The organism is Lysinibacillus sp. UBA6686, from assembly GCF_002455205.1.
GTDB lineage: Bacteria > Bacillota > Bacilli > Bacillales_A > Planococcaceae > Lysinibacillus > Lysinibacillus pakistanensis.
The window spans coordinates 102,349-125,676 of record NZ_DKJS01000045.1 but is presented as its reverse complement, the minus strand read 5'-3'; the positions used below and the strand labels follow the sequence as shown (position 1 = coordinate 125,676).

The 23,328-nt window shown below is 36.8% G+C and carries 13 protein-coding genes; 4 read left to right on the top strand and 9 right to left on the bottom strand.

Annotated elements, in window-relative coordinates:
- From B2R82_RS11890 to B2R82_RS11870, 5 genes are all read right to left on the bottom strand, one after another.
- Complete coding sequence (locus B2R82_RS11890) at positions 1 to 1,848, bottom strand: N-acetylmuramoyl-L-alanine amidase (RefSeq protein WP_286925058.1); 1,848 nt, start codon at positions 1,846 to 1,848, stop codon at positions 1 to 3.
- A gap of 292 nt (positions 1,849 to 2,140) precedes the next feature.
- Entirely contained in the window at positions 2,141 to 3,073 is a 933-nt protein-coding gene (locus tag B2R82_RS11885) for a C40 family peptidase (RefSeq protein ID WP_286925057.1), read from the bottom strand.
- A gap of 349 nt (positions 3,074 to 3,422) precedes the next feature.
- Positions 3,423 to 4,505 carry an S-layer homology domain-containing protein gene (locus B2R82_RS11880; RefSeq protein WP_286925056.1) on the bottom strand — a complete coding sequence of 361 codons (1,083 nt, stop codon included), beginning with the start codon at positions 4,503 to 4,505 and terminating at the stop codon, positions 3,423 to 3,425.
- 165 nt (positions 4,506 to 4,670) lie between these two features.
- Positions 4,671 to 5,327: an S-layer homology domain-containing protein gene (locus tag B2R82_RS11875; protein ID WP_286925054.1), complete on the bottom strand. Its 657-nt coding sequence runs from the start codon at positions 5,325 to 5,327 to the stop codon at positions 4,671 to 4,673.
- Between the two features lie 208 nt (positions 5,328 to 5,535).
- Complete coding sequence (locus B2R82_RS11870; RefSeq protein ID WP_286925053.1) at positions 5,536 to 9,495, bottom strand: cell wall-binding protein; 3,960 nt, start codon at positions 9,493 to 9,495, stop codon at positions 5,536 to 5,538.
- A gap of 408 nt (positions 9,496 to 9,903) precedes the next feature.
- Between B2R82_RS11870 and B2R82_RS11865 the strand changes: the two genes are divergently transcribed.
- Entirely contained in the window at positions 9,904 to 10,581 is a 678-nt protein-coding gene (locus tag B2R82_RS11865; RefSeq protein WP_286925052.1) for a hypothetical protein, read from the top strand.
- Positions 10,581 to 11,837 carry an HlyD family secretion protein gene (locus B2R82_RS11860; protein ID WP_286925051.1) on the top strand — a complete coding sequence of 419 codons (1,257 nt, stop codon included), beginning with the start codon at positions 10,581 to 10,583 and terminating at the stop codon, positions 11,835 to 11,837. Before B2R82_RS11865 ends, B2R82_RS11860 begins: the two co-directional genes overlap by 1 nt.
- Positions 11,838 to 12,173: 336 nt before the next feature.
- Here B2R82_RS11860 and B2R82_RS11855 read toward each other — a convergent pair whose 3' ends face one another.
- From B2R82_RS11855 to B2R82_RS11845, 3 genes are all read right to left on the bottom strand, one after another.
- Positions 12,174 to 13,550, bottom strand: coding sequence for an IS4 family transposase (locus B2R82_RS11855; RefSeq protein WP_286925049.1), 1,377 nt, complete (start codon positions 13,548 to 13,550; stop codon positions 12,174 to 12,176).
- A 541-nt stretch (positions 13,551 to 14,091) separates the two neighbouring features.
- Positions 14,092 to 15,585 carry an S-layer homology domain-containing protein gene (locus B2R82_RS11850; RefSeq protein ID WP_286925048.1) on the bottom strand — a complete coding sequence of 498 codons (1,494 nt, stop codon included), beginning with the start codon at positions 15,583 to 15,585 and terminating at the stop codon, positions 14,092 to 14,094.
- A 177-nt stretch (positions 15,586 to 15,762) separates the two neighbouring features.
- On the bottom strand, positions 15,763 to 18,897 hold the full coding sequence (locus B2R82_RS11845; protein WP_286925047.1) for an S-layer homology domain-containing protein: 3,135 nt from the start codon (positions 18,895 to 18,897) through the stop codon (positions 15,763 to 15,765).
- Between the two features lie 504 nt (positions 18,898 to 19,401).
- Here B2R82_RS11845 and B2R82_RS11840 point away from each other — a divergent pair.
- Positions 19,402 to 20,826, top strand: a complete 1,425-nt coding sequence (locus tag B2R82_RS11840; RefSeq protein ID WP_286925046.1) for an MBOAT family O-acyltransferase — start codon at positions 19,402 to 19,404, stop codon at positions 20,824 to 20,826.
- Between the two features lie 10 nt (positions 20,827 to 20,836).
- On the top strand, positions 20,837 to 22,018 hold the full coding sequence (locus tag B2R82_RS11835; protein ID WP_286925045.1) for a DHHW family protein: 1,182 nt from the start codon (positions 20,837 to 20,839) through the stop codon (positions 22,016 to 22,018).
- A gap of 154 nt (positions 22,019 to 22,172) precedes the next feature.
- Here B2R82_RS11835 and B2R82_RS11830 read toward each other — a convergent pair whose 3' ends face one another.
- A complete protein-coding gene (locus B2R82_RS11830) occupies positions 22,173 to 23,180 on the bottom strand; it encodes an acyltransferase family protein (protein ID WP_286925044.1) in 1,008 nt (335 codons plus the stop codon).
- Positions 23,181 to 23,328: the final 148 nt, after the last annotated feature.

Genomic DNA, 23,328 nt, shown 5'->3' with positions numbered 1-23,328 from the left:
TTATTGTTTTGCGTAATATTGGGAAATTCCTTTGTAGATTGAGTCAGCAAATAGCTCGACATATTGATCATCTGTCATTTTCCCGCGATCTTCACTATTTGTTAGGAAGCCTAGTTCAACGAGAATAGCTGGTATAATCGTATTGCGAATAACGTAGTATTGTTCTTCTTTAACACCACGATTTTTCATTTTTAAGTTATTAACAATTTGATTATTAACAAATGATGCTAGATCAATATCTTCCTGATGCATATCACCTGTTGTAATAGCATAATATGTTTCAGTGCCTTGTGCAGAAGTATTCGCTGCTGAGTTTACATGGATACTTACAAAGATTTCACCATAGTTTTCATTTGTAAAATCTACTCGGTCTTGTAGAGATGGATAGGTGTCACTTGTACGAGTCATCAATACTTTTGCACCTGCCGCTTCAAGCTTTTGCTTCACAAGTGTGCTGACCTTTAATGTAATAGCTTTCTCAGAGTTAGAACCTACTACAGTTCCTGGGTCCTTACCACCATGACCTGGATCAAGAATGATAATACGATTTTTTAATGCATTGCCATTTTGATTTAAAAGCTTTAAGTATGATTTATGGACATACCCTTTTTGACCTTCATACGTAACCTGTGCCCAATAACCATTAATGCTGTTCACTTGGACATACTCACCTTTAGTAAGTTTGCCTAGCACTGTAGAAGTAGAATTCGCTTCTTTGCGGATGTTTAAATTATCTACTGTCACACGACCAAGTAAATCACCTGTCACTATTGGAGGAGTTGGGTCTGGATCTGGCGTAGTAGGCTGCTCAACTTCAACATCAACTGTGCTATTAGCAACAATATAACCTGGTAAACCGTTTACTACAGTTAAATAATAGCCACCTGTAGTCTTATAAACTGGTAATTTCACATCACTCTTCACTGAGGCAATGATTTTTGAGGAAGATGTTGGCTTAACATAGAGATTGATACCTTGCGTTGTTGTGACCTGTTTTTGGACATTCCCTAGTGCATTTCCATCAGCATCTAAAAATTGTGCGTACGTTTTATAAACATAGGCAAAGGCACCTTTATAGGTAATCTTTAACCAGTCTCCCTCTACTGCATAGACGGATAGTTTACCTCCTTTATTCACTGTGCCTACAATATTAGTAGAAGATGAGGAATCCTTTGATTTACGAATATTTAAACCATCAGTTGTACTAGCAATCAATCCGATAACTTGTGATGTATCAGGAACTGCTACACCTTTTACAGGGGGTTCTAAGCGATATTTTTCACTTTTTGCGCGTGCGACAAATAACGCAAACTGTGCTCGTGTCACTGAACTATTTGGGTTATAATTTTGACCGCTCCCCTTTGTAATACCATTATAGTAAATTGTATTCACATATTGAACGTAGTCATGTGTAATCCCTACATCCACAAATGGAGAATCAATATTTTCATATTCACTTGTATCCAGCTTAAACGCTTTCGTTAGGACATAACTCATTTCATCACGAGTTAAAGGCTTGTTTGGTAAGAATTGTCCCTTTGTATTGGTTCTAAAGAAACCAAGTTGTACAGCACGTTCTACATAGCCAGAAAGCTCTGTTCCAACTGTTACATCTGAAAAGTTTGATTTACTGACAGCTAATGGCTTATTACCTGAAGCAACAACAGCCATTTTGGCAACTTGTCCACGTGTTACTGAGTTATAAGGTTTGTAATACGTTTTGCCATTTTCCGTATATCCTTTAATAACTCCTAAACTAACTAAATAATTGATCTCTTCATAAGCTTCATGATCTTTCGGAACATCTACAAAACCGCCACTTGCTTGTGCGCTATGTATAGTAAACATAGAAGCTGAAATGAATAAGACGCATAATATAAGACTGATCTTTTTGAGGTACAATGTCTTATTTCCTCCCTTCCTGTTCTCGTGTTCATTTTAGCAAAGTTTCACTGACAAAACTATCATACGAATGTAATTTTCTCCTGTTTTCGGCATCACCTCCATCATTGTGACTTACTTCATAAAAAGAAGAGAGTCTGCAAGTGCAAACCCTCCTCAATTTATACAATATTTTAAAGAACTTCCTTGCAATGTGTCACTTTAAACGTAGCCCTGTTCAAAGTGAAACGGAATTCAATTATTTCTGTACTTGTTTTGCTCGCTCAATAAATGCTTGAAGATGAGAAATTTTTAACATTTCATCATAACCAAAGTTACCGTTACCTTTACCTTCTGTAATACCATTAGAAGCTAAAATTGAAATAAATTCATTTGCCCAATGATTAGCAGGTACATCAGTAAATGCAATTAATTCGCCTTTTTGCTCTAAGCCGAAAGCATGTACTAAAACTTTCGCAACTTGTGCACGTGTAATTGGTGAAGAAGGATTAAATTTACCGTTACTATCACCATCAAAAATACCTAACTTCGATACAGCAGCAATTGCACCAGCATGTGCATATGTTGGCTTAACATCTGTAAATTTTGTGTTTTTATCGGATGTATCCAAGTTAAGTGCTTTCGCGATTTGCTCTGCCACTTCTGCACGAGAAGCATATACAGTGAAATCGATAGCAGCATTCTTTACTTCTTCTTTAACAGCTTCTGCTTGTTCACTATCAAATGTTGCTACACGTTTCGCACCAACATAACGAGAATTCCAATAATATGGATCGTTAACATTTGAATAACTAACACCTTTATCAGTTTGAGAGTGGATCATTTTTCCGTCACCTATGTATATCGCTACATGTGAGATACCACTACCACTAGTGTTGAAGAATAATAAATCTCCTACTTGAAGATCATTTTTTGCTACTGCAGTCCCTTGTTGATATTGAGAGCCTGATGTACGATTTAATTTAATCCCTAAATCTGAAAAGACCTTGGAAGTGAAACCTGAGCAGTCAAATCCGCTAGTAGTTGTGCCTCCATAAGCATAAGGAGTACCTAAATATTTTGTCGCTGTATCAGTAACATCAGTTGGAGATGCTGCTTCAGCGTTATCTATTTGAGTTGTTGAAAATAACATGAAAGATGCAAAAATCGGTAATAACCATTTCTTTTTCATAGTTTCGGTATACCCCTCTCAGAACTTTTTTGCCTATACATAGACTATCATAAAAGATGCTATTTTAATTTTTCAATTGTGTAACGGATTTTGAATACAAAAAAACGCTGATATACCAACGTTTGCTGGTTTATCAACGCTAAAATATGGGTATTAAATAATGGGTATTTCGGAGTTTTGTAACATTCCTGTAATATTAGCGACATTTTGTCATAATAGATTGCCATATTGAATCATTAAGACTAGTAGAAACGCATTTTAATCATGAAATTATTACTATTGCAGCATTTGCAGGTTTTTCACCTCGCCTTATCGACATCTTTCACCATGGCTAACCCTTCCCTATGAATTATTGACTAGAAAACAATTGCACCCAATAGTAATTTCCTTTGCTGTCTATAGCAATAGCAACCCCTGTATTTGTGTAATTTTCTCGTAAAATATTGTCACGATGTGCTGGCGAAGCCATCCATGCTTTCACGGCTGCTTCGGGTGATGGAATATTTCTCCCTATGTTTTCTCCTAAGCTTGTATAAGAGTAATCAAATAGGGTTGCTAAATCCCACGGCATTCCATAGTAAGGTGATTCATGCTCAAAATAATGGCGATTTACCATATCTTGTGCCTTTATAACTGCTATCTGTGTTAAGGCTGCATCAAAGCTGAGAGGTTGTAGTTTTTTCTTTTGTCGCTCATTGTTGATTAATTGGATTACATCATTAGACATAGACGATGAATAATTTTTTGTCGACATATAGGACTTTGATAAATAATCATAGGCTATTTCATAATTTGTTACTTTAGATGAAAAATCGAGGCTACGTTCCACTAAAGAGGCAAATTGGGCACGCGTTACTAATTGATTCGGACCAAATTGCTGTCCATTAATGCCTTTAATGACCCCCACATCTGCAAGTGATTCAATATAATCCTTCGCCCAGTGACCCTCAGTAACATCATTAAATTTACTAATATTTTCGGAATCCACTTCGATCTTATAGGCTAACGTTAACATTTTAGTAATGTGCATTCGTTTCAAAGGGGTATCTGGATAGAAACAATCACCATTTTGTAAAATCCCTCGTTCAACTAGGGCACAAATTTCCTTGTAATAAGGGTGGTTATCCGATAAATCTGTAAAATCAGGTGAAAATGAAGATTCGAATTTCAATTGCATGGAACGTGCTATTGCCGCAGCTGCCTCTGCCCTTGTAATTGGCTGCTCCGGTCTGAAATAGCCATTCTGATCATTTGTCATATAATGTTTGTCAAGCATATGTGCTATGGAGCTACTAGCCCAATGTGATTGTGAAACATCCTTGGCAATACTAGCTGCTACAGCTTCTTCAGAAGTGATCGTTAGAGGCACAGCGTATGATGTTACTAGCAAGGTAAGAGAAATACCAACAACACTTGATATTTTTTTAAACATAGCGACCGCCTCCTTCATTCATGTATGTAAAACAGTGTTCCCATTATGTACTTAATCATTTTACCCCTTTCAACCGTATACAAACATACCATTATTACCTGTTTTTTCCTAACTAACTTTAAAAAAACACTCTATGGGCGGATTGCCTAAGAGTGATTCTTTATATTATTCAACACCAATCACATAAAAAGAGCTGTCATTTTTTTCTAATAGTCGGTATAGGAATAGTACCATTTGTCCCCGACGAACATCCGTATAAGGTGAAAATGTAGTCGAACTAGTTCCTTGTGTAATCCCATAATCTAATAACGTTTGAATATACTGATTGGTTTCATTATCTTTTGTAAAATCTGAAAAAGGTGCTGATAATGTTGTAGATTTTTGTAAGTCAAAGCCAAGTGTTAAAATTTTCGCCATTTGACTACGTTTAATAAATTGATCTGGATGATAATTTGCCCCTTTTTGAATAATGCCCTTTGTAGCTAATGCTGCAATTGGACCGTAGTATGGATGAGAGGTCGGAACATCAGTAAAGCCGGGATTTTCTACTTTCTTTGTCTCCAAATTTAATGCTTTTGCTAAAAAATAAGCTGCTTCCCCTCGCGTTAAACTTTGATAGGGGCTAAACATAGTATTTGTTGTTCCAAATACAATACCCTTACTATATAATTCTTGGACTGCCTTATATAATTCTGCCTCATTACCACCATTTTTAATATCATTAAATGGCATAGATGCTGCTTCCGTTGGAATAGCCATAGCACAAGGAGCTACTATTATTGCTACTGACAAACAGCTTGCTTGAAATAACTTTTTTGACAAAATAAATTCTTCCTTCCCTGCTTGAATAGATAATTTGAGGGGATTTATAAATTTTCATAAACTGCCACATAAATTTAATTACGGAACAGCATAATCTCGTCTGGACTTTTTCGGCTTGCTCAAAAAAATTTCCTTCAAAAATTCGTGTTAATCCGCTCCTAAAAACTGAATCAAGAGATAAAGAAAGAGGGACCCTTGCCCTCTTTCCTCACTCTAACCCTAATGTTCTTAAATGATCCTGTAAAATACGGAAGTTATACACCAAATCCTGTTGTTCAAGACTGAGCGAGCTGTAGAGCTTTTGTGCGGCCAGTACTTTCTTTTCAAATTGTTTATTGTCGGGATCTATTTCGCCAATCGCATTCACTACTTTTAATACCGCCGCTACATCTTTCTCGGCTTTCTTTAAAGTATCGTAGTTGATAACTTGCCCTCTCACTTTTGAATCTAATACTTTATATGCCGCGACAGCATTCGCCACATCCTCTATATAGGTCCCAGAGGATGGATGAAGACCAGCTATAATTTCAACAACCTTCTTTACATCCGTCAAATTTTTCTCAGCCTCAAGCAGGATATTATAATTGGATACTCTTTGCTTATCAATTGTATTCAAGCTATCATAATCTTTTCTTACAGATTCAACCTTACCAAAATACAGTGGATCACTTGGCTTTAAATCTGCGATACTTTGATACACTTTAATCACACTGTCTAATGAAAGAAGGAGCTGTTGATTGTATACATATCTTCGCTGTGTTGCATTTAGATTGTCATAGGCTTTTAAAATCTTTTGATATTGGCTATCCATATTTTTAGACGTCATCAGCTTTTCAATCTCATTAACAACATTAATAACAGGCTTTATCAACTTTTCTTGCTCTTGTAATGTTTTATAGTTTTCAACTGCCATTTGCTGATCTTTCGGCAGCGCATTATAAGCGGCTCTTATTTCTTCAATACGTTTAACATATTGGCTAGCTTCTACTGAAGGTAATTCCTCAATCATACGCTGGACATTACCGGCACCTAAAATACTTGTTTCAGCAGCCTGTAATAGATGGTAATTCGTAACATATTGCTGCATATCCTTACTTAGCCCATCATACAATGCACGGGCCTGTGCTGTATCAGTATGGAATGTTTTACTGGATGCTTTCAACTTACCAATTATTTCAATTACTTTAGCTGTTGGCTCATAGCCCTGTAAAATAGCAATATTCTTGACGAATGCCTTTTGCTCTTTTGTTAGCTTATCATAGGCCTTTCTTGCGGCGTTTACCTGACTAACAAATTTACTTGAACCAGGTTCTAAAACATCAATTTGTACCATGGTATTTAAAATAGGTTTTACTTGTTTCTCACGATCTGTTAATAATTTCACATTAGATACAAGCTTTTTCTGCCCTGATGGGAGCTTGTCATAAGCAACACGAGCATTCATTAGCTTCGTTAAAAACTCCTCATCGTCAGGTACAGCCGCTTCTATTAAGGCGATCACTGTATGTGCAGATTTTAGCTCAGTTTCAGCTGTGACAAGTTTTTCGTAATTTAGAACAGCACTTTGTTTTTCTGGCGGTAAGGCATCATAATTTTTACGTGCCGTCTCTAAATCATTTAAAAACGTTTTACTAGTAGGTTTTAATGTTTCAATTAAGCCTATTAATGTTGCTACATCTTCTACTGCTGCTAGCTGACCATAATTTGTGACACGTTTTTGCGAAGCAGGGTCTAAGGCATTGTAAGCCTTTCTTGCTGCTAATACCTTTTTAGAATAATCCTTACTTGATGGATTTAACGCTGTAATGAGATTAATGACTTTTACGACACTGGCATTATTTTTCTCATAGGAAGTTAACGTTTTATATTGTGTAACTAATTTTTTTGCATTTTTATCCATAGTTTTATACTCAGCTGTCAATGCTGCCACTTTTGCTACAAATGTAGTATCAGGCTCATTGGCTATTGAGATGACATGATCATCAAAGCTTTTAGCAATTGTTATATAGCCCTTTGCTGTTTGTAAATCTTGATAATTCGTGACTAGTTGTTTTGCGGCATCTGAAAGCGCTGCATAATCATTTAGTATCAGATCAACAGTTTCATTGTATGTTTTTTGTGAGGTATTTAAGGCCATGATTCGCGTAATGATGCCCATTGCCTCTACTTGATCTTTTAACGTTTTATAGTTTTTCACATAGCTCTTATTTGTAGCATCTAGCTTTAAATAGGCTGTATTGGCTGCTTTCGCTTTTTTCGTATAATCCTTTGCAGCAGGATCTAACTTTTCAACAAGCGTAATAACATTTAAAACAGCTTTTTGTGATTTTTCTAAATCGGTTAATATTTTAATATTTGAGACACGTTTTTTTGCATTTGCAGAAAGAGCATCATATTGTTTTCGTGCTTCCTGCATATCTTGAATCAGATTTTGCGAGCTATTTAAAGCCGTTATTTTGCTTATAACTGCTGCTAATACATCTTCTTCATTAGATAGCAAAGTTAATTTTTCACTTAGCTTTGTCTTAATAGTAGTTAATGCAGCTTCCTGTGCATGACCAGTTGGATCTAAAGCATTTACCTTCGTTTGGTATTCTCGAACTTTCTGGCTATAATCTGGCGATGTAGTCTTTAATGCATTGACTTTATTTAATAAATCAGCATATGGAAAATAAATAGCTAGTTGATCCTTATTTTGCACAATTGCCTGCTCTGCAGTACTAAGTTTCTCAAAAGCCGACTGTGCTAATAGTGTTTTACTCTCAAACGTAGAGAGGCCTGGATCAATGGCAGCAATTAATTTATCTACATCTGTCGAAGCACTATATTTCTTTTCCCATTCTACTAATGTTGCTAAGTTATTGACAATTTTTTTAACATTTGCAGCATTTACAGTAGAAGGTGGCGTATTGTATGCCTCTCGTGCACCCTTAATTTTTGTAAACTGTTCTGCTGCACCTGCATTTTCGATGCCTTGAATAAGAGCTTCAATATTTTCAGCTTCTTTGATTTCCTCCTGAGCAGCAGTTAGATTTGTAGCATTTTTGACAAATGCTTTTTTATCTAAACCGTTGTAGGAATCTAATAGATTATTAACTGTTGTACGATAATCTGCACTATTAGAAACAACTAGTGTATTAATTTGCTTTGAAACGTCTGCCGCAGCTTTAAAAGGTAAAAAAGCAGTATAGTTAGCAACATAATTTTGAGCTTCTTTAGTTAATTTACCGTAGGCTGTTTCAATGGCAGAAACTGCGCTAATAAAAGTAGTTGCCTTATCAAAGCTTGCTGCATCCTTATTCATTAATTGCGTTATACTATCTTCCACCTTTAGGGCAGCATCAATATTTTGCTTTGTGTCCGTATAGGTTTTATAAGGAGCAATTGTATCCCCTTCAGGAATAAAAGCTGTAGCAATTTTTTTATGATCTGCTGATAAAGCGTTATAGGCTGATGTAATAGCAGTCACTTTTTGTTTAATAGCTGTAAAGTCAGAATTTGATAAATCCAATTTTAAACCATCTAATAGATCAATAGTGGGCTGTACAGCAGCAACAGCATTTACCATTGTAGTCAGCTTATCTAAATCAGCACCATTTGTTTTAAAATAATTTTTTTGTGCTGCTTCATCATAGCCATATTGAACTGCAAGCCCTAGCATTGATGAAACTGCAGTTTGTGGTGCAGCATTCACAGCTTCTTTAAAGGTCTTTTGCACATTTGCATAGGAGCCAGCTTTCGTTTCATTCATAAATTCTTTAGATTTGCCTTCTGTCGCTTTAGCATCTCTAATTAGAGAACTACTTGTATAAGTTAATTTATTAATACTTTCGCCAAGGCCTTTAATTTCCGTTACCAAGGTTTTCTGTGCTCGTACGTAAGCGACTTTGGCTTTAATAAATTGAATTTCATCCGCAGTAAATCCTGCTGCCCCTAAACCATTAAAGCGACTTTCTGCAATCGTTATATCATCAAGTGAGGATTTATCCGTTAAATTTTTATACATCGTTTGCAGTTGTTCTTTTGTTTCAACCGCGACTGCATTCACATAAGCAACTTGCTCCGTTTTTTGTTGTGGCTGTATTTCTTGAGCATTGGCAAGTGCTGCCGGTGTTAGTAATAAACTTGTCAACACACCAACTTTTATTGGTTTCTTCAAAATGCCCACCCTTTCTTTTTACATTATATAGGAAAATGGATATGTATTTATAGCTTCATATTCTCTATCTTTAGTATCGGTACTTCCCGTTCAATTTCAAGCTATTCTCTCAAAGTCTCTTACGTCCTTTACGAATGTATTGATAATTGCTATTTTTAGATTGAATAGGCTTTTTATAGGAAGTTATTGTTAGGATACTATATAATTGAATTATGTGCATTGATCCTGCACATAATTTGGCAACCCAGTGAATTTACTAGAAAAAAAGCTTTTGATGATACATCTTATAAATTTGATTAGAAATGTCTCTTAATCGAGAAAATTCCATGGAAAATAAGCATTTATCCTATGTTATTTACCAGTAATCAGGTGTATACTACATCTCTACTATTTAATTTACTAGAAAGGGAGCTCTATATGTTTTATCACTATAAGTTTTGGCATAGCTTAACGCATCCCAATAACTTTACCCAAGCCGTTGAAGAAGGAGAAATAAGAGGCTATAAAAAACGATCCTTCACTGTTTTTATACTCTTCATGCTACTATTCATCGTTCGTGAATTTTGGGGCATGGGAACTGAAAGCTTAACAACATTATTTGCAATGAATCATCAGGATGAATACTATACAGCTCGTTTACTTTCAATGGTAGGCGCTATTGCCTGGGGAATCATTTATTATGCCTTTCATTACTATGGCGTTACATATTTGTTGCATCTGTTAACTGACATACCATATAAATGGATACAAAAAGTACAACTTTATGTCATGGTATTGTTATTAATTGAAAAAACAATATTATTTACTGTGTTCTATTTAGTAGGCTATACAACAACCTTCTCCTTCCTATCACTTGCACCACTTGTTCAGCAAGTCTTAGAGACAGATGTAGTATTATTTGTTATTAATCAATTAACTATAGCAACTTTATTCACTATAATTGTGCAATATACCTTTCTTTCTAAATGGGAAGAAGAATCAGATCGTAAGGTTTTGCTAGCAAAAATAATTATTCTTCATGTGCTAATGGCTGTTTTTGTAGGAATGATTAGTGTATTGCCTTTACAAGAATGGATTACAAGGGGGTTAGGATGATGCGCTTTATTAAATCCAGACCTTGGACTAGTTTGAGTATGATTGTGCTAGCGATACTAATCGGCGTGAATGCTTATTTTGTATTTAAAGATGACAGTAAGGTTGCTCGTTCCTATTTTATCGATGAATTCCAAAGAGCTACCGTTGGTGATCGTGTAGAAACAATCAAAAAGGATGCTATAGTTGCTCCAGCACAAACATATACCATCTCCGCTGATGCAAAAAGCCTTTCTGCGATCGATGTAAAACGTGGCCAGGAAGTTCGCAGCAGCGATGTACTAGCTACCTATAAAACAGAAGAAGTTGACGATGAATTAACAAAGCTTGAAGCTGAGCGTGATGCTTATGAAACGGAATTAAATGATCTAGAATCCGCTTTAGCACAGATAGAATCGGAATATGGTGGGCAAAGCAATCCTAAAAGCTCTATCGATACAGATCAAATTAGTGATAAGCTAAATGTCACGGTTAAATTAGAATTAGGCCAGCAAAATTCGCCTTCATCTGCAGTGGCGATATTAAATCGTCATATTGCAGAGGCAACTAGACAAGTAGCATTAATGGATGCGCAAATAGCCCAAATTCAGGCACGTCAAGGTGTTATCAGTCCAGTTGACGGCGTTATTTCAAACATAATAGAAGAAGCTGGTGCAGTAACATTTGAAATTTATTCATTAGAAAAATCCATGCTTGCCTATTTATCTGAGAATGAATGGCAGAAGGTAAAGGATGGACAAACTGTTAATTTTGACTTGCAACATTATGAGGATGATTTATCTGGCATTGTACTTCAAAAACAACTTATAGCGACTAATAATGAATCGCATTGGGCGAATGAATTAGCTAAATCAGTAAAGCTGCCACAGCCTTCAAGCTATGAGGTTATATTGCAGCAGGACAACGTTTTAGACAACATTCCATTCTCTACAGTTGGTCAGGCCTCCATTATTGTGAATGAAGCCTTTGATGCCTATAAAATTGATTCAACTTGGGTAAAGTCCACAAAGAAGGGCCAACAGAGTGTTTATATGATTGGTGAAGACGGTAAGATTCGTCTTGAGGATATAGATGTTGTCTTCAAAACGGCAGATGCTACAATTTTTACAGGCTATATGGAAGCTGGGACACCAATGATTGATAATGAAAAACGTAATATCTTAGCACGTACCTTCCGTTCTATGCCAGTAAAAAGGATTGAATGGCAACAGTTTAAAGAAATAGGATGGAAAGACTATGTAAAATATATTGTCTTTTAACATATCAAAAACCTCCCTGTAAGCTAGGGAGGTTTTATAGTGTTGAAAATCAAAATGGAAATTTCGTGAATACTAAGTCAAAATGAAGGTGATTTCCGTTCNNGTGGGCGAGCGACGAGCCGCTTCCTGCGCTGACGCTCCGTGCAGGGTCTCGTCTGTCTCGCTAATCCCACGGGAGTCGAGTAGCCCATAGCTGTCAACTTAAGATTTCTACACATCTAATCAAATGATTTCATAATTAGAAATGATAGGTTTCATTTATCGTTAAAATGGGAAAAAGTATTTTAAACATATCAAAATAAACCCCTCTAGGTGAGTTGGTTATATTTGGATATTCTACGTGAATTGAAGGCGTTGAAAGGCTGTTCCTTTGGTGGATTTTGATTTCCGGGCCGTCTTGAGCAGGAACTCGGTGGTCAAATGGATAAAGTCTTTCAATCCCTTCTCTTTTTTTATGCATTCTTCATATAGCTTCGGTAAAATCTCTGTCGCGATACTACGAATGGCCACCATCTCACTAATTTCTATGCCCTTCTCCTTCCAGATGAAGTTTCTTATTTGATAGGCCATCAATTGACTAATAAAATAAACTAGGATGGTCCCATATAAATGACAAAGCCACCTGTCTTTCTTCATCACTTTGAAGTGGTTGATGCCTAAATCAGATTTCCACACTTTAAAATGCAACTCAATTTGCCAACGTAAGCGATACAATTCCATGATATGACGAGCAGACATCCACTCTGGCAGATTCGTCATATAAATCGTAATGCCTGCTAAATCACGTACCACTTGTTTGGGCACCTTTCCTGATTTCTGGGCTCGTCGATTAATTTTTTTGATGTGTTGCGCTTTCCCCTGCTCATCATGGGAAAAAATAATACAACGAGCTGGAAAATGAGCATCCCGTCCAAAATAAACACCCTCTAATTCTAAAAGTTCCTCTGGTAGTAACTTTTTACAAAGTGCCACGAAATCAATGCGATGATAAAGACTACTTTGAATAACCTCACCATTTGAGTGATAGGAAGGAAATAGATTTTCGAAAGCGGCATACGCATCTGTCCGTATTTTTGTAATAAAAAAACCCTTTTTTTCCTCGATTTTTTTTAATTGTTCGAAGTTAAAATAACCCAAATCTTGTAGACAAAGTTCATGTTCTGTCAGAAACGGAATCCGCATGGCACTTACTTTCGCATCATTCATTCGGTGAAAAGCAACGTGAAGAAAGGTCGATTGACCGGATAAGAGATCCAATTCAAATTGAATTTTGGCGGATGCTTGTTTGGTTTTTTGAGCGCGCTTTTGAAAACGATCTGGTACACTAACTGTGGTGGAATCAAGTACCCGAATACTGGTAAATGGCCATGGTTCAGACAGAGAGAGCGAAGAAAAAGATAGTTGATGTTGTGCCCATACGAATTCTTGAATGAGTCGTTGTAAAAAAGCCGTGGCTTCCGGGGTAAATTTTTTATCCATGGCTGCCCGACTAATGGAAATGGCTTGTTTCATTTGTAAGGTTGTACATAACTCTTGGATTGAGCAATCTGCTAAATTCCCATGGACATGAAACAATAAGGATAGGAAGTCACTCGCAGAGACTAGTCGCTTTCTTTGAATAAAACCCGTTTCTTTGGCTATTTCATCTACTCTTTCAGGACAAATGACTTCAAATAGCTTTTGGAGTAATTGTATATGTTTCGGTGTCGACATCAAAAGCACCCCTTCCCAAAAAAGTTTTGTATATATCTATACCACTTTTTAGAAGAAGTACACATTTCTTAAGTTGACAGCTATGGTCGAGTAGCCTTCCACTCCAATCAGCAATAGTTAAAACTTTAAATATTTTCTTCTCTCAAAAGTAAAGTAAAGGCATGTTACCCATCATCATTAAATGGATAGAATAGGGGTAAAATTCTTTAGCCGCCAACCTAATTTATGCATAAAACTACTTCGTAACTTTACATAAAGTGCTAATCTGCTTTTGCATAGAAAAATGTTACCAAGGCACTATACTTATTCAATAATAAATAATGAAATGGCTAAGTCATCAATTTATCACTACAAAAATGCCGAAAGTAGATACTTTGAGTAGTGGTTGGTTGAAGTGTAGACTGAGTGGCTCATCGGACGCCCCCAGGAAAGCACTCAGTCGGTACGGAGACAAACCTCACCTTTTGAAAAAGGGCTATACTTTTTTTATTTGACACCTTGATTTCATTGACATAGTAGGATTTCAACAACGTGGTACCTTTTAATAAAAGGGTGTATTCTTCATTTGTTCCTCTGTTGCAAACTCATAATACATCGTTGTGACTCCACTTACTTCATAGATCATGCCATGAACATAAAGCTTCTCACCTTTTGTACCAGTTAGACGAATAGAGAAAAGCGAATCCTCTTTAGCTACTCCCTTTATCGTAACACCCCCTGGTGAAAGCTCCGCATCGATGATTTGATGATCATATCTTGCTCCTGTATATTGCTCTACTTTAATATCCTTTACTGTGAAGCCAATATCACTCATTGAAATAAATGCACTGTTTATTTCAACTGCGGACGTTGTATATATATCATAGCCGCTCGATTCGGCATGAATGCCAACTCGTACGGATTGACCTTTACCGTCTGATAATGTTGCAATATAATCACCTGCTTGCAACAGCTTTAGCTCATAGCTTCCACCTTTTGGAATCATTTTTTCTTCCCAGCCCTCAAAATTCACTGGCTGATAGCTGTATACTTTTTCACTTACAGCATGTCCCCCAGCCGTCGTTAGCTGAATGTTTTTTGGATCAAAACCTAAATCCTCCTCCAACAGCATTGCTATGCCTGGAGTCACCTCATCGGATTGCTGGCAATTCATCTGAAGCTTACCATCTACTTTGCTAACAGTAACTTTATATTTCATCATCTCTATCATTTCAAAATTTTCTTCATTATCGATATTGTAGCCCATTAGCATAAAGTAGCCTGATCCTTCTCGTAATGCCTCAATTTTCACTTCATTATTAGTTTGATACATACGGAAAGATTCATGCTCACCATCTATCGACTGATTATCTGTTGCATATGCCTCAATAAAATTAGAATCAAGATCTTTTGCCATAAACGTTTGGGTCACTCGTTTAGCCTGCATAGCCTCCATACGCTGAATAAATACTGCAAGCTGTGAACGTTTTACAGTCTCCTTTAATCCAAACTTTGTTGGCGTAATCCCCTTCGTTATCTGATTTTCAAACAATGGCGCTATCGCATAATAAGCTTCGGAATATTTCACAATATCTGTAAAGGGTAAATTATCCACGTCAGTGCTTTCTAACTGGTAAGCAGCCGTTAACATTTGTGCTAATTGTTCACGTGTAATAGCTTGATTGACACCAAAGCTACCATCAGCCAAGCCTAGTAACGCCCCTTTATTTGCCAAGGCTGCAATAGCTCCATAATAGTCGTCACTCGGCTTAACATCAGTAAATTTAGGGTCTTCTACATTCTTTGTATCTAAATGTAATACATTGGCCACAATTTTCGCAGCCTGTCCACGCGTAACATCAGCAAATGGTTTAAATGTACCATCCGCATATCCTTTTATAATCCCCTGCACCGCCAAGTCCTTTACAGCAGCCCCATATTCCTGTGTATAATCAACATCCGTAAATTTTTCTGCTGCCTGTGCAGTCGGTACCACAATAGCACTTGTTGTTAGAGCAGCAATTAATGCGCCCTGAAATAAAGTATGCTTCTTCACCAGTTCAACTCCTCAACACGTTTTATCTATTTTACTATGATAATACGTGTAAGAGAAACCAAAAGTTTCATAATATACCAACACAACACTGATAGCCCAGCTTTTCTAGTATTTTAACCAGAAAAAAACAGTGGAGTGTTCGATTTACTCGAATCTCCACTGTTTAGAAAAACTATCTTATTTATTGAAGTCCTGTTTTGCTGTCACTTTTACAGGTGTTGCACTTTGACCACCAATGTTCACACGAGCATTGAATACGTCGTTTGCTTTACCTGTAGCGGCTGCAGTATCAGTACCGTTATTGCTGAATACTACTTCACCAGAAACTTTAGATAAAGTTAAAGTTGTAGCAGCAGTTGCAACACCGTTGAATGTTGCTTTACCTTTGTTAGCACCATTCTCATCAACTTGTGCCATTACACCGTATTGGTCAGTAACAACTACGTCCGCTAAACCGAAGAATGCATCTAAATTGAATGTTGTATCTACATTGTAAGAGTGAGTTGTTACAAGGTTCACAGATTCACCTGCAATAAAGTTAGCAGCTTTGTTGTTTTCTACAACAGCTACTTTTTCAACTTTAGGTGCAACGTTAGAGAAAGTTACATCTTTAACGATTTCTTCACCTGTAGCATTGATTGTAATTGTTACTTTTGCAGTCGCTGTTTTTGCATCTTTATCAAACACTACATTCGCAGCGTCAGTAGTCGTAATATTACCATCAGCTACACTTGTAAGAACTGCTGATTTTACAGTGTAATCAGAGCCAGCTGAAAGTGTAACTTCTCCACCATTTGCTGTTACAGCTTTTACAACGATATCTTTACCATAACCAGCTGGGATAGCACCATCAGTTACATAGATAGGTTTGATATCTTCTACTTTATAAGAAGTGAATGAGCTATCTTTTACTACTGAGAATTGTTTTGAGTAAGAGCTTGCTTCGTTAGCAGTGTTGTCTGCAATTTTCACAAGCTTAAATGTAACGTTTGCAGTAGTTTTCGTAGCGCCTGCTTTGTATTCTACTGTAATTTTGTTGTTAGCAGCATTTTTAATTTCACCAGTTACAGTAAATGGTGCATCCGCATCTGTAAATGCTTTAATTGTGTAGTCTGCAGTTGCAAGTTTTGCAAGAAGCTCGTCTGTAGAAATTACTTGACCAAATTGATCTTCCACTACGATGTCTTTTGCTGAGATGTCAACTTTAGCACCTGTAAGTTCACGGATAGATGTGCTTACTTTGCTATCTAAGCCAGTAATTACTTTTGGTGCAGTTGCAGCTTTAGGAATAACTGTTTGTGTAGCCACTTTGCCAGTTGAAGAAGTAACAACAACTGTTACTGGTGTGTTTTCTACTACGCCAGCTCCTGCTACTTTTGCATAAAGCTCACCGTCTTTTTCAAATAAAGTACCGCCAGTAATTGTGATACCTTTAGTGCCGTTTAATGCAGTAGCTTCTTTAATGACATTGCCTTGTTTATCTAATACAGATAACGGGAATAAAATATCCGCTCCCGCAGTGACAACTTTTGTTGGTGCTCCTAATGTAACTGAATCAGCACGTACACCCTCAGCTACCTTTACTGCAGTTTGACCGTTTTTACCAGTTGCTTTAGCAATCACAATTACGTTTGTGTCACCAGCTGCTACGATGTTTGTAACAGGTAATACGATTACATCTTTTCCGTCGATAGTTTGTTTTTCAAACGCACCGAATGTCGCAACAGCTTGGTTTGTGTTTGTTACAAGAACCTCAGAATTTGCTCCATTTAAACGGTTAAGATCTGTAATTTCTTTACCATATTGATCTTTTACAGTAACAGGAAGATAGAATTTATCTTTTGCTAAATTAACATCTTCACTGAATGCTTTGCCATCTTTATTATAAAGAGCGCCAATAGTAATATCAGATGCTACAGTTTTAGCAGAAACTGTTACAGTTTTAGTAGTTGTTGTTGCAGTTTGACCGTGGATAGCAGTCACAACTACTTTATCTCCTTCTTTAAGTCCTGCAGCTTTTGTAATTGTGATAGAGCCATCTGCATTAGCAATAGCTGAATCAGCGCCTGCAGCAGTTAATGTTAAAGCAGAAGCATTAAGCTTTGTAATATCTTCACCATATTGGTTTTTTACTTGGAAGCCAACTGTAGCTGTTGTGTTGCTTGTAGATGGGGCTACTTCACCAAGAATTTCAATACCAGCAACTTTTTCGTCTTCCGTTTTCACAGTGCCAGTTACTGCTTGATCAGCAACGCCAGATACGCTAACTGTGAATTCGCCTTTTGTAATTTTGCTAGTTAATTCAATTGTTGCAACAGTTTTGTCTTCGTTCCATGTAATAGAAGTAAAGTTAGATTTGAAGCCATCTTTTTTAAGCTCAAATTTAGCTTTTTCTGTTTCAACTGGTTTGTTGAATGTTACTGCTAATGTTTTTGCATTGACTGCATCAACAGTTTTTACTTTTAACTCAGTTACATATGTAACTACAGCTGAATAAGTTTTACCATCAATTACAAACTCTACATTTGTTTCTATATTTTCTGGAAGTGGAGTTGGTAATGTTACTGTATGTTTTTTGTCATCAGAAAGTGTAACTTCTAATGTAGTTGCATCTACAACTTTAGCTTCTTTAACAGTTAAAGGTGCTTCTTCACCGATGTTAGAAATTGTACGGTGTAAGAATGATGCAAATTGACCGCGTGTTAATGTGTTTTTAGGATTGAACGCTTTCACGTTTGTAAGTCCAGCATATTCTAACGCGATGATTGCTTCACGATTTTCAGTAGCTGTAGCTTTGTCTAAATCAGTGATTGTTGATTTGAAGTCAGATTCTTTATAATCTGCCACTAGATCTACGTTATAAACCGTTTTGATAGCACGTACTAAAACAACTGCCATTTGCTCACGGTTCATGTTATTTGTATGCATTAATTGGTTATTTGAGCCTTTGAATACGCCAGCATCTTTTACAAGAGCTGCATATTGTAATAACTCTTTGTCTGGAGCTGTTGTTGGTAGGTCAGTGAAGCGTGCTTCTGTAGCATAATCTGTAGGAATCTCATAGTTTTCAGATACTAACCATTTCCCTAAGAATTTTGTTACGTTCCCACGAGTAACAACTGCATTTGGCTTGAATGTTCCATCTGGATAGCCAGCTACAATTTTAGCATCTGCTAATGCTAAGATAGCCTCCTTGTGGTCACTTGATTCAATATCAGAAAAGCTTGCTGCGCTTGCTACTGGTACGATTGCTGATGCTACTAGGGCTGCTGATGCTGCGCCGACAACCCACTTACTATATTTTTGTTTCATATGCAATAACCTCCTAGATAAATTAGCCACTTTTGGTGACTACGAATCTATTATAAGATTACAAGATAATAAATTTCAAAGGGCAAGATTTGGAATGAAATATGTGGTAAATCTAGATTTATAGAGGGTTTATAACCATATTTTACTTAAACAGATAGGGAGCACCCATCCTTAAAATTAACATACAAACCTTACTGCCACGCGAAAAATATACCATATTGCCCATGTCATTTTTACCAACTAAAATTCGACAAAAATCGACTTTTACCCATTATTTAGTAAAAATCCACTGGTGAACAATTCGTGAATTTACGTTACAATAAGGTAGGTAATTTATTCATGCATTTCCTTGATTATATTAGAACTTTCTAGCAGTTTTGCAGATTATCAGTTAATTTAGATGTTTTAAACCGTTTATAGCAGTATAAGCAATGTATATGGCAATCTTCACAGTGACCATGTAGATGCATTTACAATATAAATAAGAGATGGGGATTTGAAGGAATGGTTTTTAGTAGCCTTATATTTTTATATGTCTTTTTGCCATTAGTGCTCATTGTGTACTTCATCTCTCCAAAGATGTTACGCAACACGATTTTACTATTGGCTAGCCTATTCTTTTATGCATGGGGCGAACCGAGATATGTACTTTTAATGATGATTTCAATTTTACTCAATTATATTTTGGGCATAGTCATTGAAAATACGATTTCGCAGTCTAAACGAAAAGCCCTTCTTTGGTTAGTAATTGTCAGTAACTTAGCTATTCTAGGCTATTACAAATATGCCGGCTTTTTTGTGGACATCATAAACAACTATTTAGAGGAAGCAATTGAATGGCAGGCTGTCCCTCTTCCAATTGGCATTTCATTCTACACGTTCCAGGCTCTTAGCTATGTAATTGATGTTTATCGAAAGGATGTTAAAGCCCAACGTAACTTTTTGGATTTATCACTTTTCATTACATTGTTTCCACAGCTTGTGGCAGGACCGATTGTTCGTTATCAAACTGTTGCAGAGCAAATTAAAAAACGACTCTCCACAGCGGAGAATTGGATGATTGGTACCCGTCGTTTTGTACAAGGGTTAGCTAAAAAAGTATTGATAGCCAATCCAATGGGCGAGGTTGCTGATCATGTCTTTAGTTTATCAGGCGGAGATTTAACAACAGGGACTGCGTGGATAGGAATTCTAGCGTACTCGCTTCAAATTTATTTTGATTTCTCAGGCTATAGTGATATGGCCATCGGGTTAGCGCGGATATTTGGCTTTAAATTTGAGGAGAACTTTAACTATCCGTATATTGCCCAATCAGTAACAGACTTCTGGCGTCGCTGGCATATATCACTCAGTAGCTGGTTTAGAGATTATGTTTACTTCCCACTTGGAGGCAGCCGCGTTAGTCATGAATGGAAGCTTTATCGAAATCTATTAATAGTTTGGACATTAACAGGCTTTTGGCATGGGGCTAGCTGGACGTTTATGGCATGGGGCTTTTATTATGGACTATTAATTTGCCTTGAAAAATGGGTGCTTTTAAAATGGCTAGAACGTTTACCTCGATTCCTACGCCATATTTATATACTTATTATTGTGATGATCGGCTGGGTATTCTTTAGAGCGAATGACTTTACATATGCTTTTAGCTTTATTAAAACGATGTTTGGACTATCCGATGCAGCACTTTATAATTATGAAACGATATTACTAACAAAGGATTATGCAGTATATTTTGTCATTGCCATTATTTTCGCAATGCCAATCTATCGACTATATCAAACTTGGAGTGAACAAAGAGCTACTAGTTCTCTAACATTTGACTGGAGCCTACGTCTTGGACAAACAATTTACTATGGTGCACTGTTACTCTTTATCACCATGTTTTTAGTCAACGCAACACATAATCCATTTATATACTTTAGATTCTAGGTGGGACAGCATGCGAAAAATTCAAATGTATCTATTACCAATAACTTTTTTTTGCATCATTTTCGGTGGTCTCGTCATACATGCTCTGACTGTGGATCGTAAACAGTCAGAAATGGAAAATCGTCCATTAGAAACTGCCAATCTATCACCTAGCTCACAGGAAATCTTCTCTGGCGCATGGTCAAAACAGGTAGAATTCTATATTTCTGATCAATTTCCTGCCCGTGATACATGGATGCGTAATTATGTGCACTTCCAGCGAGCAATTGGCAAAACCTATTTAAACGATAAGTACGCAGTAGACGATACTAGTGGCTGGATTATTTCAAAGCCAGCTCCAGCAAAATCTGATGAGGAACTTGCTGCCTTTGCCAATGATTTGCGAAAGCTCAATGAGGGATTAGCTGAAAAAGAAATTCCGTTTACGTTTTACTCACTGCCAGCGAAGGCAACTTACTCACGGGTGCCAAGTCCTAGCTATATGCCAGAGGATGCTGGAATAGCCAATAATGAGCGCTTACATAAGCTTGTTACGGCTGCTGGCGTCGACAATATCCGTCTCTATGATAAAATGAAGACTGACTTCTCTGCAGAACAGTACTTCTTTAAAACAGATCATCACTGGACTATGCGCGGTGCATACACAGGCTACGAGGCACTAATAAAAACAATGAGCGAGCGACTTGGTGAAGCTATTCAGCCTATTCCCTACAAGGAAGACAACGCCTATTGCTTACCCAATAAGTTTGCTGGCTCCTGGAATAAAATCTTATATATGACCGTCAACAATCACGATCAAATTTGCTATAACGAACCACCTTCGTTTGCAACACAATTCACAATCTATGACGGTACAATTGAGGGAGGCGTAACGGCCCCATACGAAGCTGTATATGGTCGTGCAAAAAAAATGAGCCCTGACACAGTCGTAAATTATGCAGATGCCTATAGCAGAGACTTTGCAGAGCTGACAATAGTTAATGAAGACTATGACAGTGATAAGCATATTGTTGTCATCAAAGATTCCTATTTTAATGCTATTCAATTTCATGTAGCTAGCCATTTTAAAAAGCTAACTATTTTGGATTTACGATACTTGGAGAAGGATGTTATTCCATATTTACAAAATCTACATCCAGATTATGTCGTACTAGCATACAATGATCGAAATTTAAAATTAATGCCAGAATGATTTACTTTGTAAACTAGCGGCGGTATTTTTACTTTTACCAGCGATTGTGTTGAGGTTACCGGCGATATTAAAACTTCTAGCGGCGATCTCGGTGAAGCTACTGGCGATGATACAAAAAAGCAGTGATTTCTAATTTAAAAGAAATCACTGCTTTTTACTGTGTAGCACGTTTTTTTATTTTCCCCACAATAAATTGACTAAATGGCAGTAATGAAATGATTTTGGTCAACAGTAAACAAACAGCTAACGTCCATAGCAACAACAATGGTACACGGACTAGCGTACTATCGAAATGCTCTACAAACCAGCCAGTTGATAAACGCAAAACCTCCCAATGCATGAGATAAATCATAAACGCATATTGACTCAGCACTTTAACAGCTTTTGTATATGGTAAAGACTGCCCCCAGGCAATCACAAATAGCACCATACTAATCACAAATGGTATTAAATCGAGACGCCTTGAATGCACCTCTACGTAACCTAAAAGCAAACGAATATACAAAAAGACGGCAGACAGCACAACTAATACAACCGTCGCATATCGATATTTTCGAGCTAATGCTGCAATCTGTGCATAATAGATCCCAATTACATAGGCAACAGCAAAATAACCTAGCCAGCCCGTAAAGAAAAATCGTAGCCAAATACTATTTTCTTGAAAAATAGGATAGGGCAATAAAATCACAGTATGATGAATAAGCGTAACCAACACACTTAATGGTAAAAACCATACTATAGACCATTTAAAACGTGTTAGCAGCGTAAAGATCACATATAGCTGCATAATAACCACAACAAACCAGCCAACAAACTCTCCATAAACAATATTATCAAAATACTTTTCCCATAATAAACCCTTTCGATAGATGGACTCAACAACTACTGCATCGATAAAAGCCCATACTAAATAGGGAATAAAAATATATTGAATCCTACTCGACCAAAAATTCCTCGGTAGTTTCTCATGATAACGATTAGCCAATATTAAAATAGACAATACAATAAACGTCGGTGTCGCATAGCACAATGCAATCCTTAAAAAAAGATAGATCGTCTGCTCTGGCTCTACCCCAACCTCCATAATAACCCATGAAGATGTGTGTAATAGTAAAATAGACAGACACGCCACCACACGTAGGTAATCCCACTCTTTAATCACTACAACATTCTCCTAGTTCTTTTCTCTCTCTTTTAAGCATGTCATATTTTGTCGATGATTGCAATGGTGATACTTGTAAGCATGTTTTCTATGTTATAATTAGAGAGATTACTTTTATAGAGAGAGAATCAATTATGCCTCGGCATAA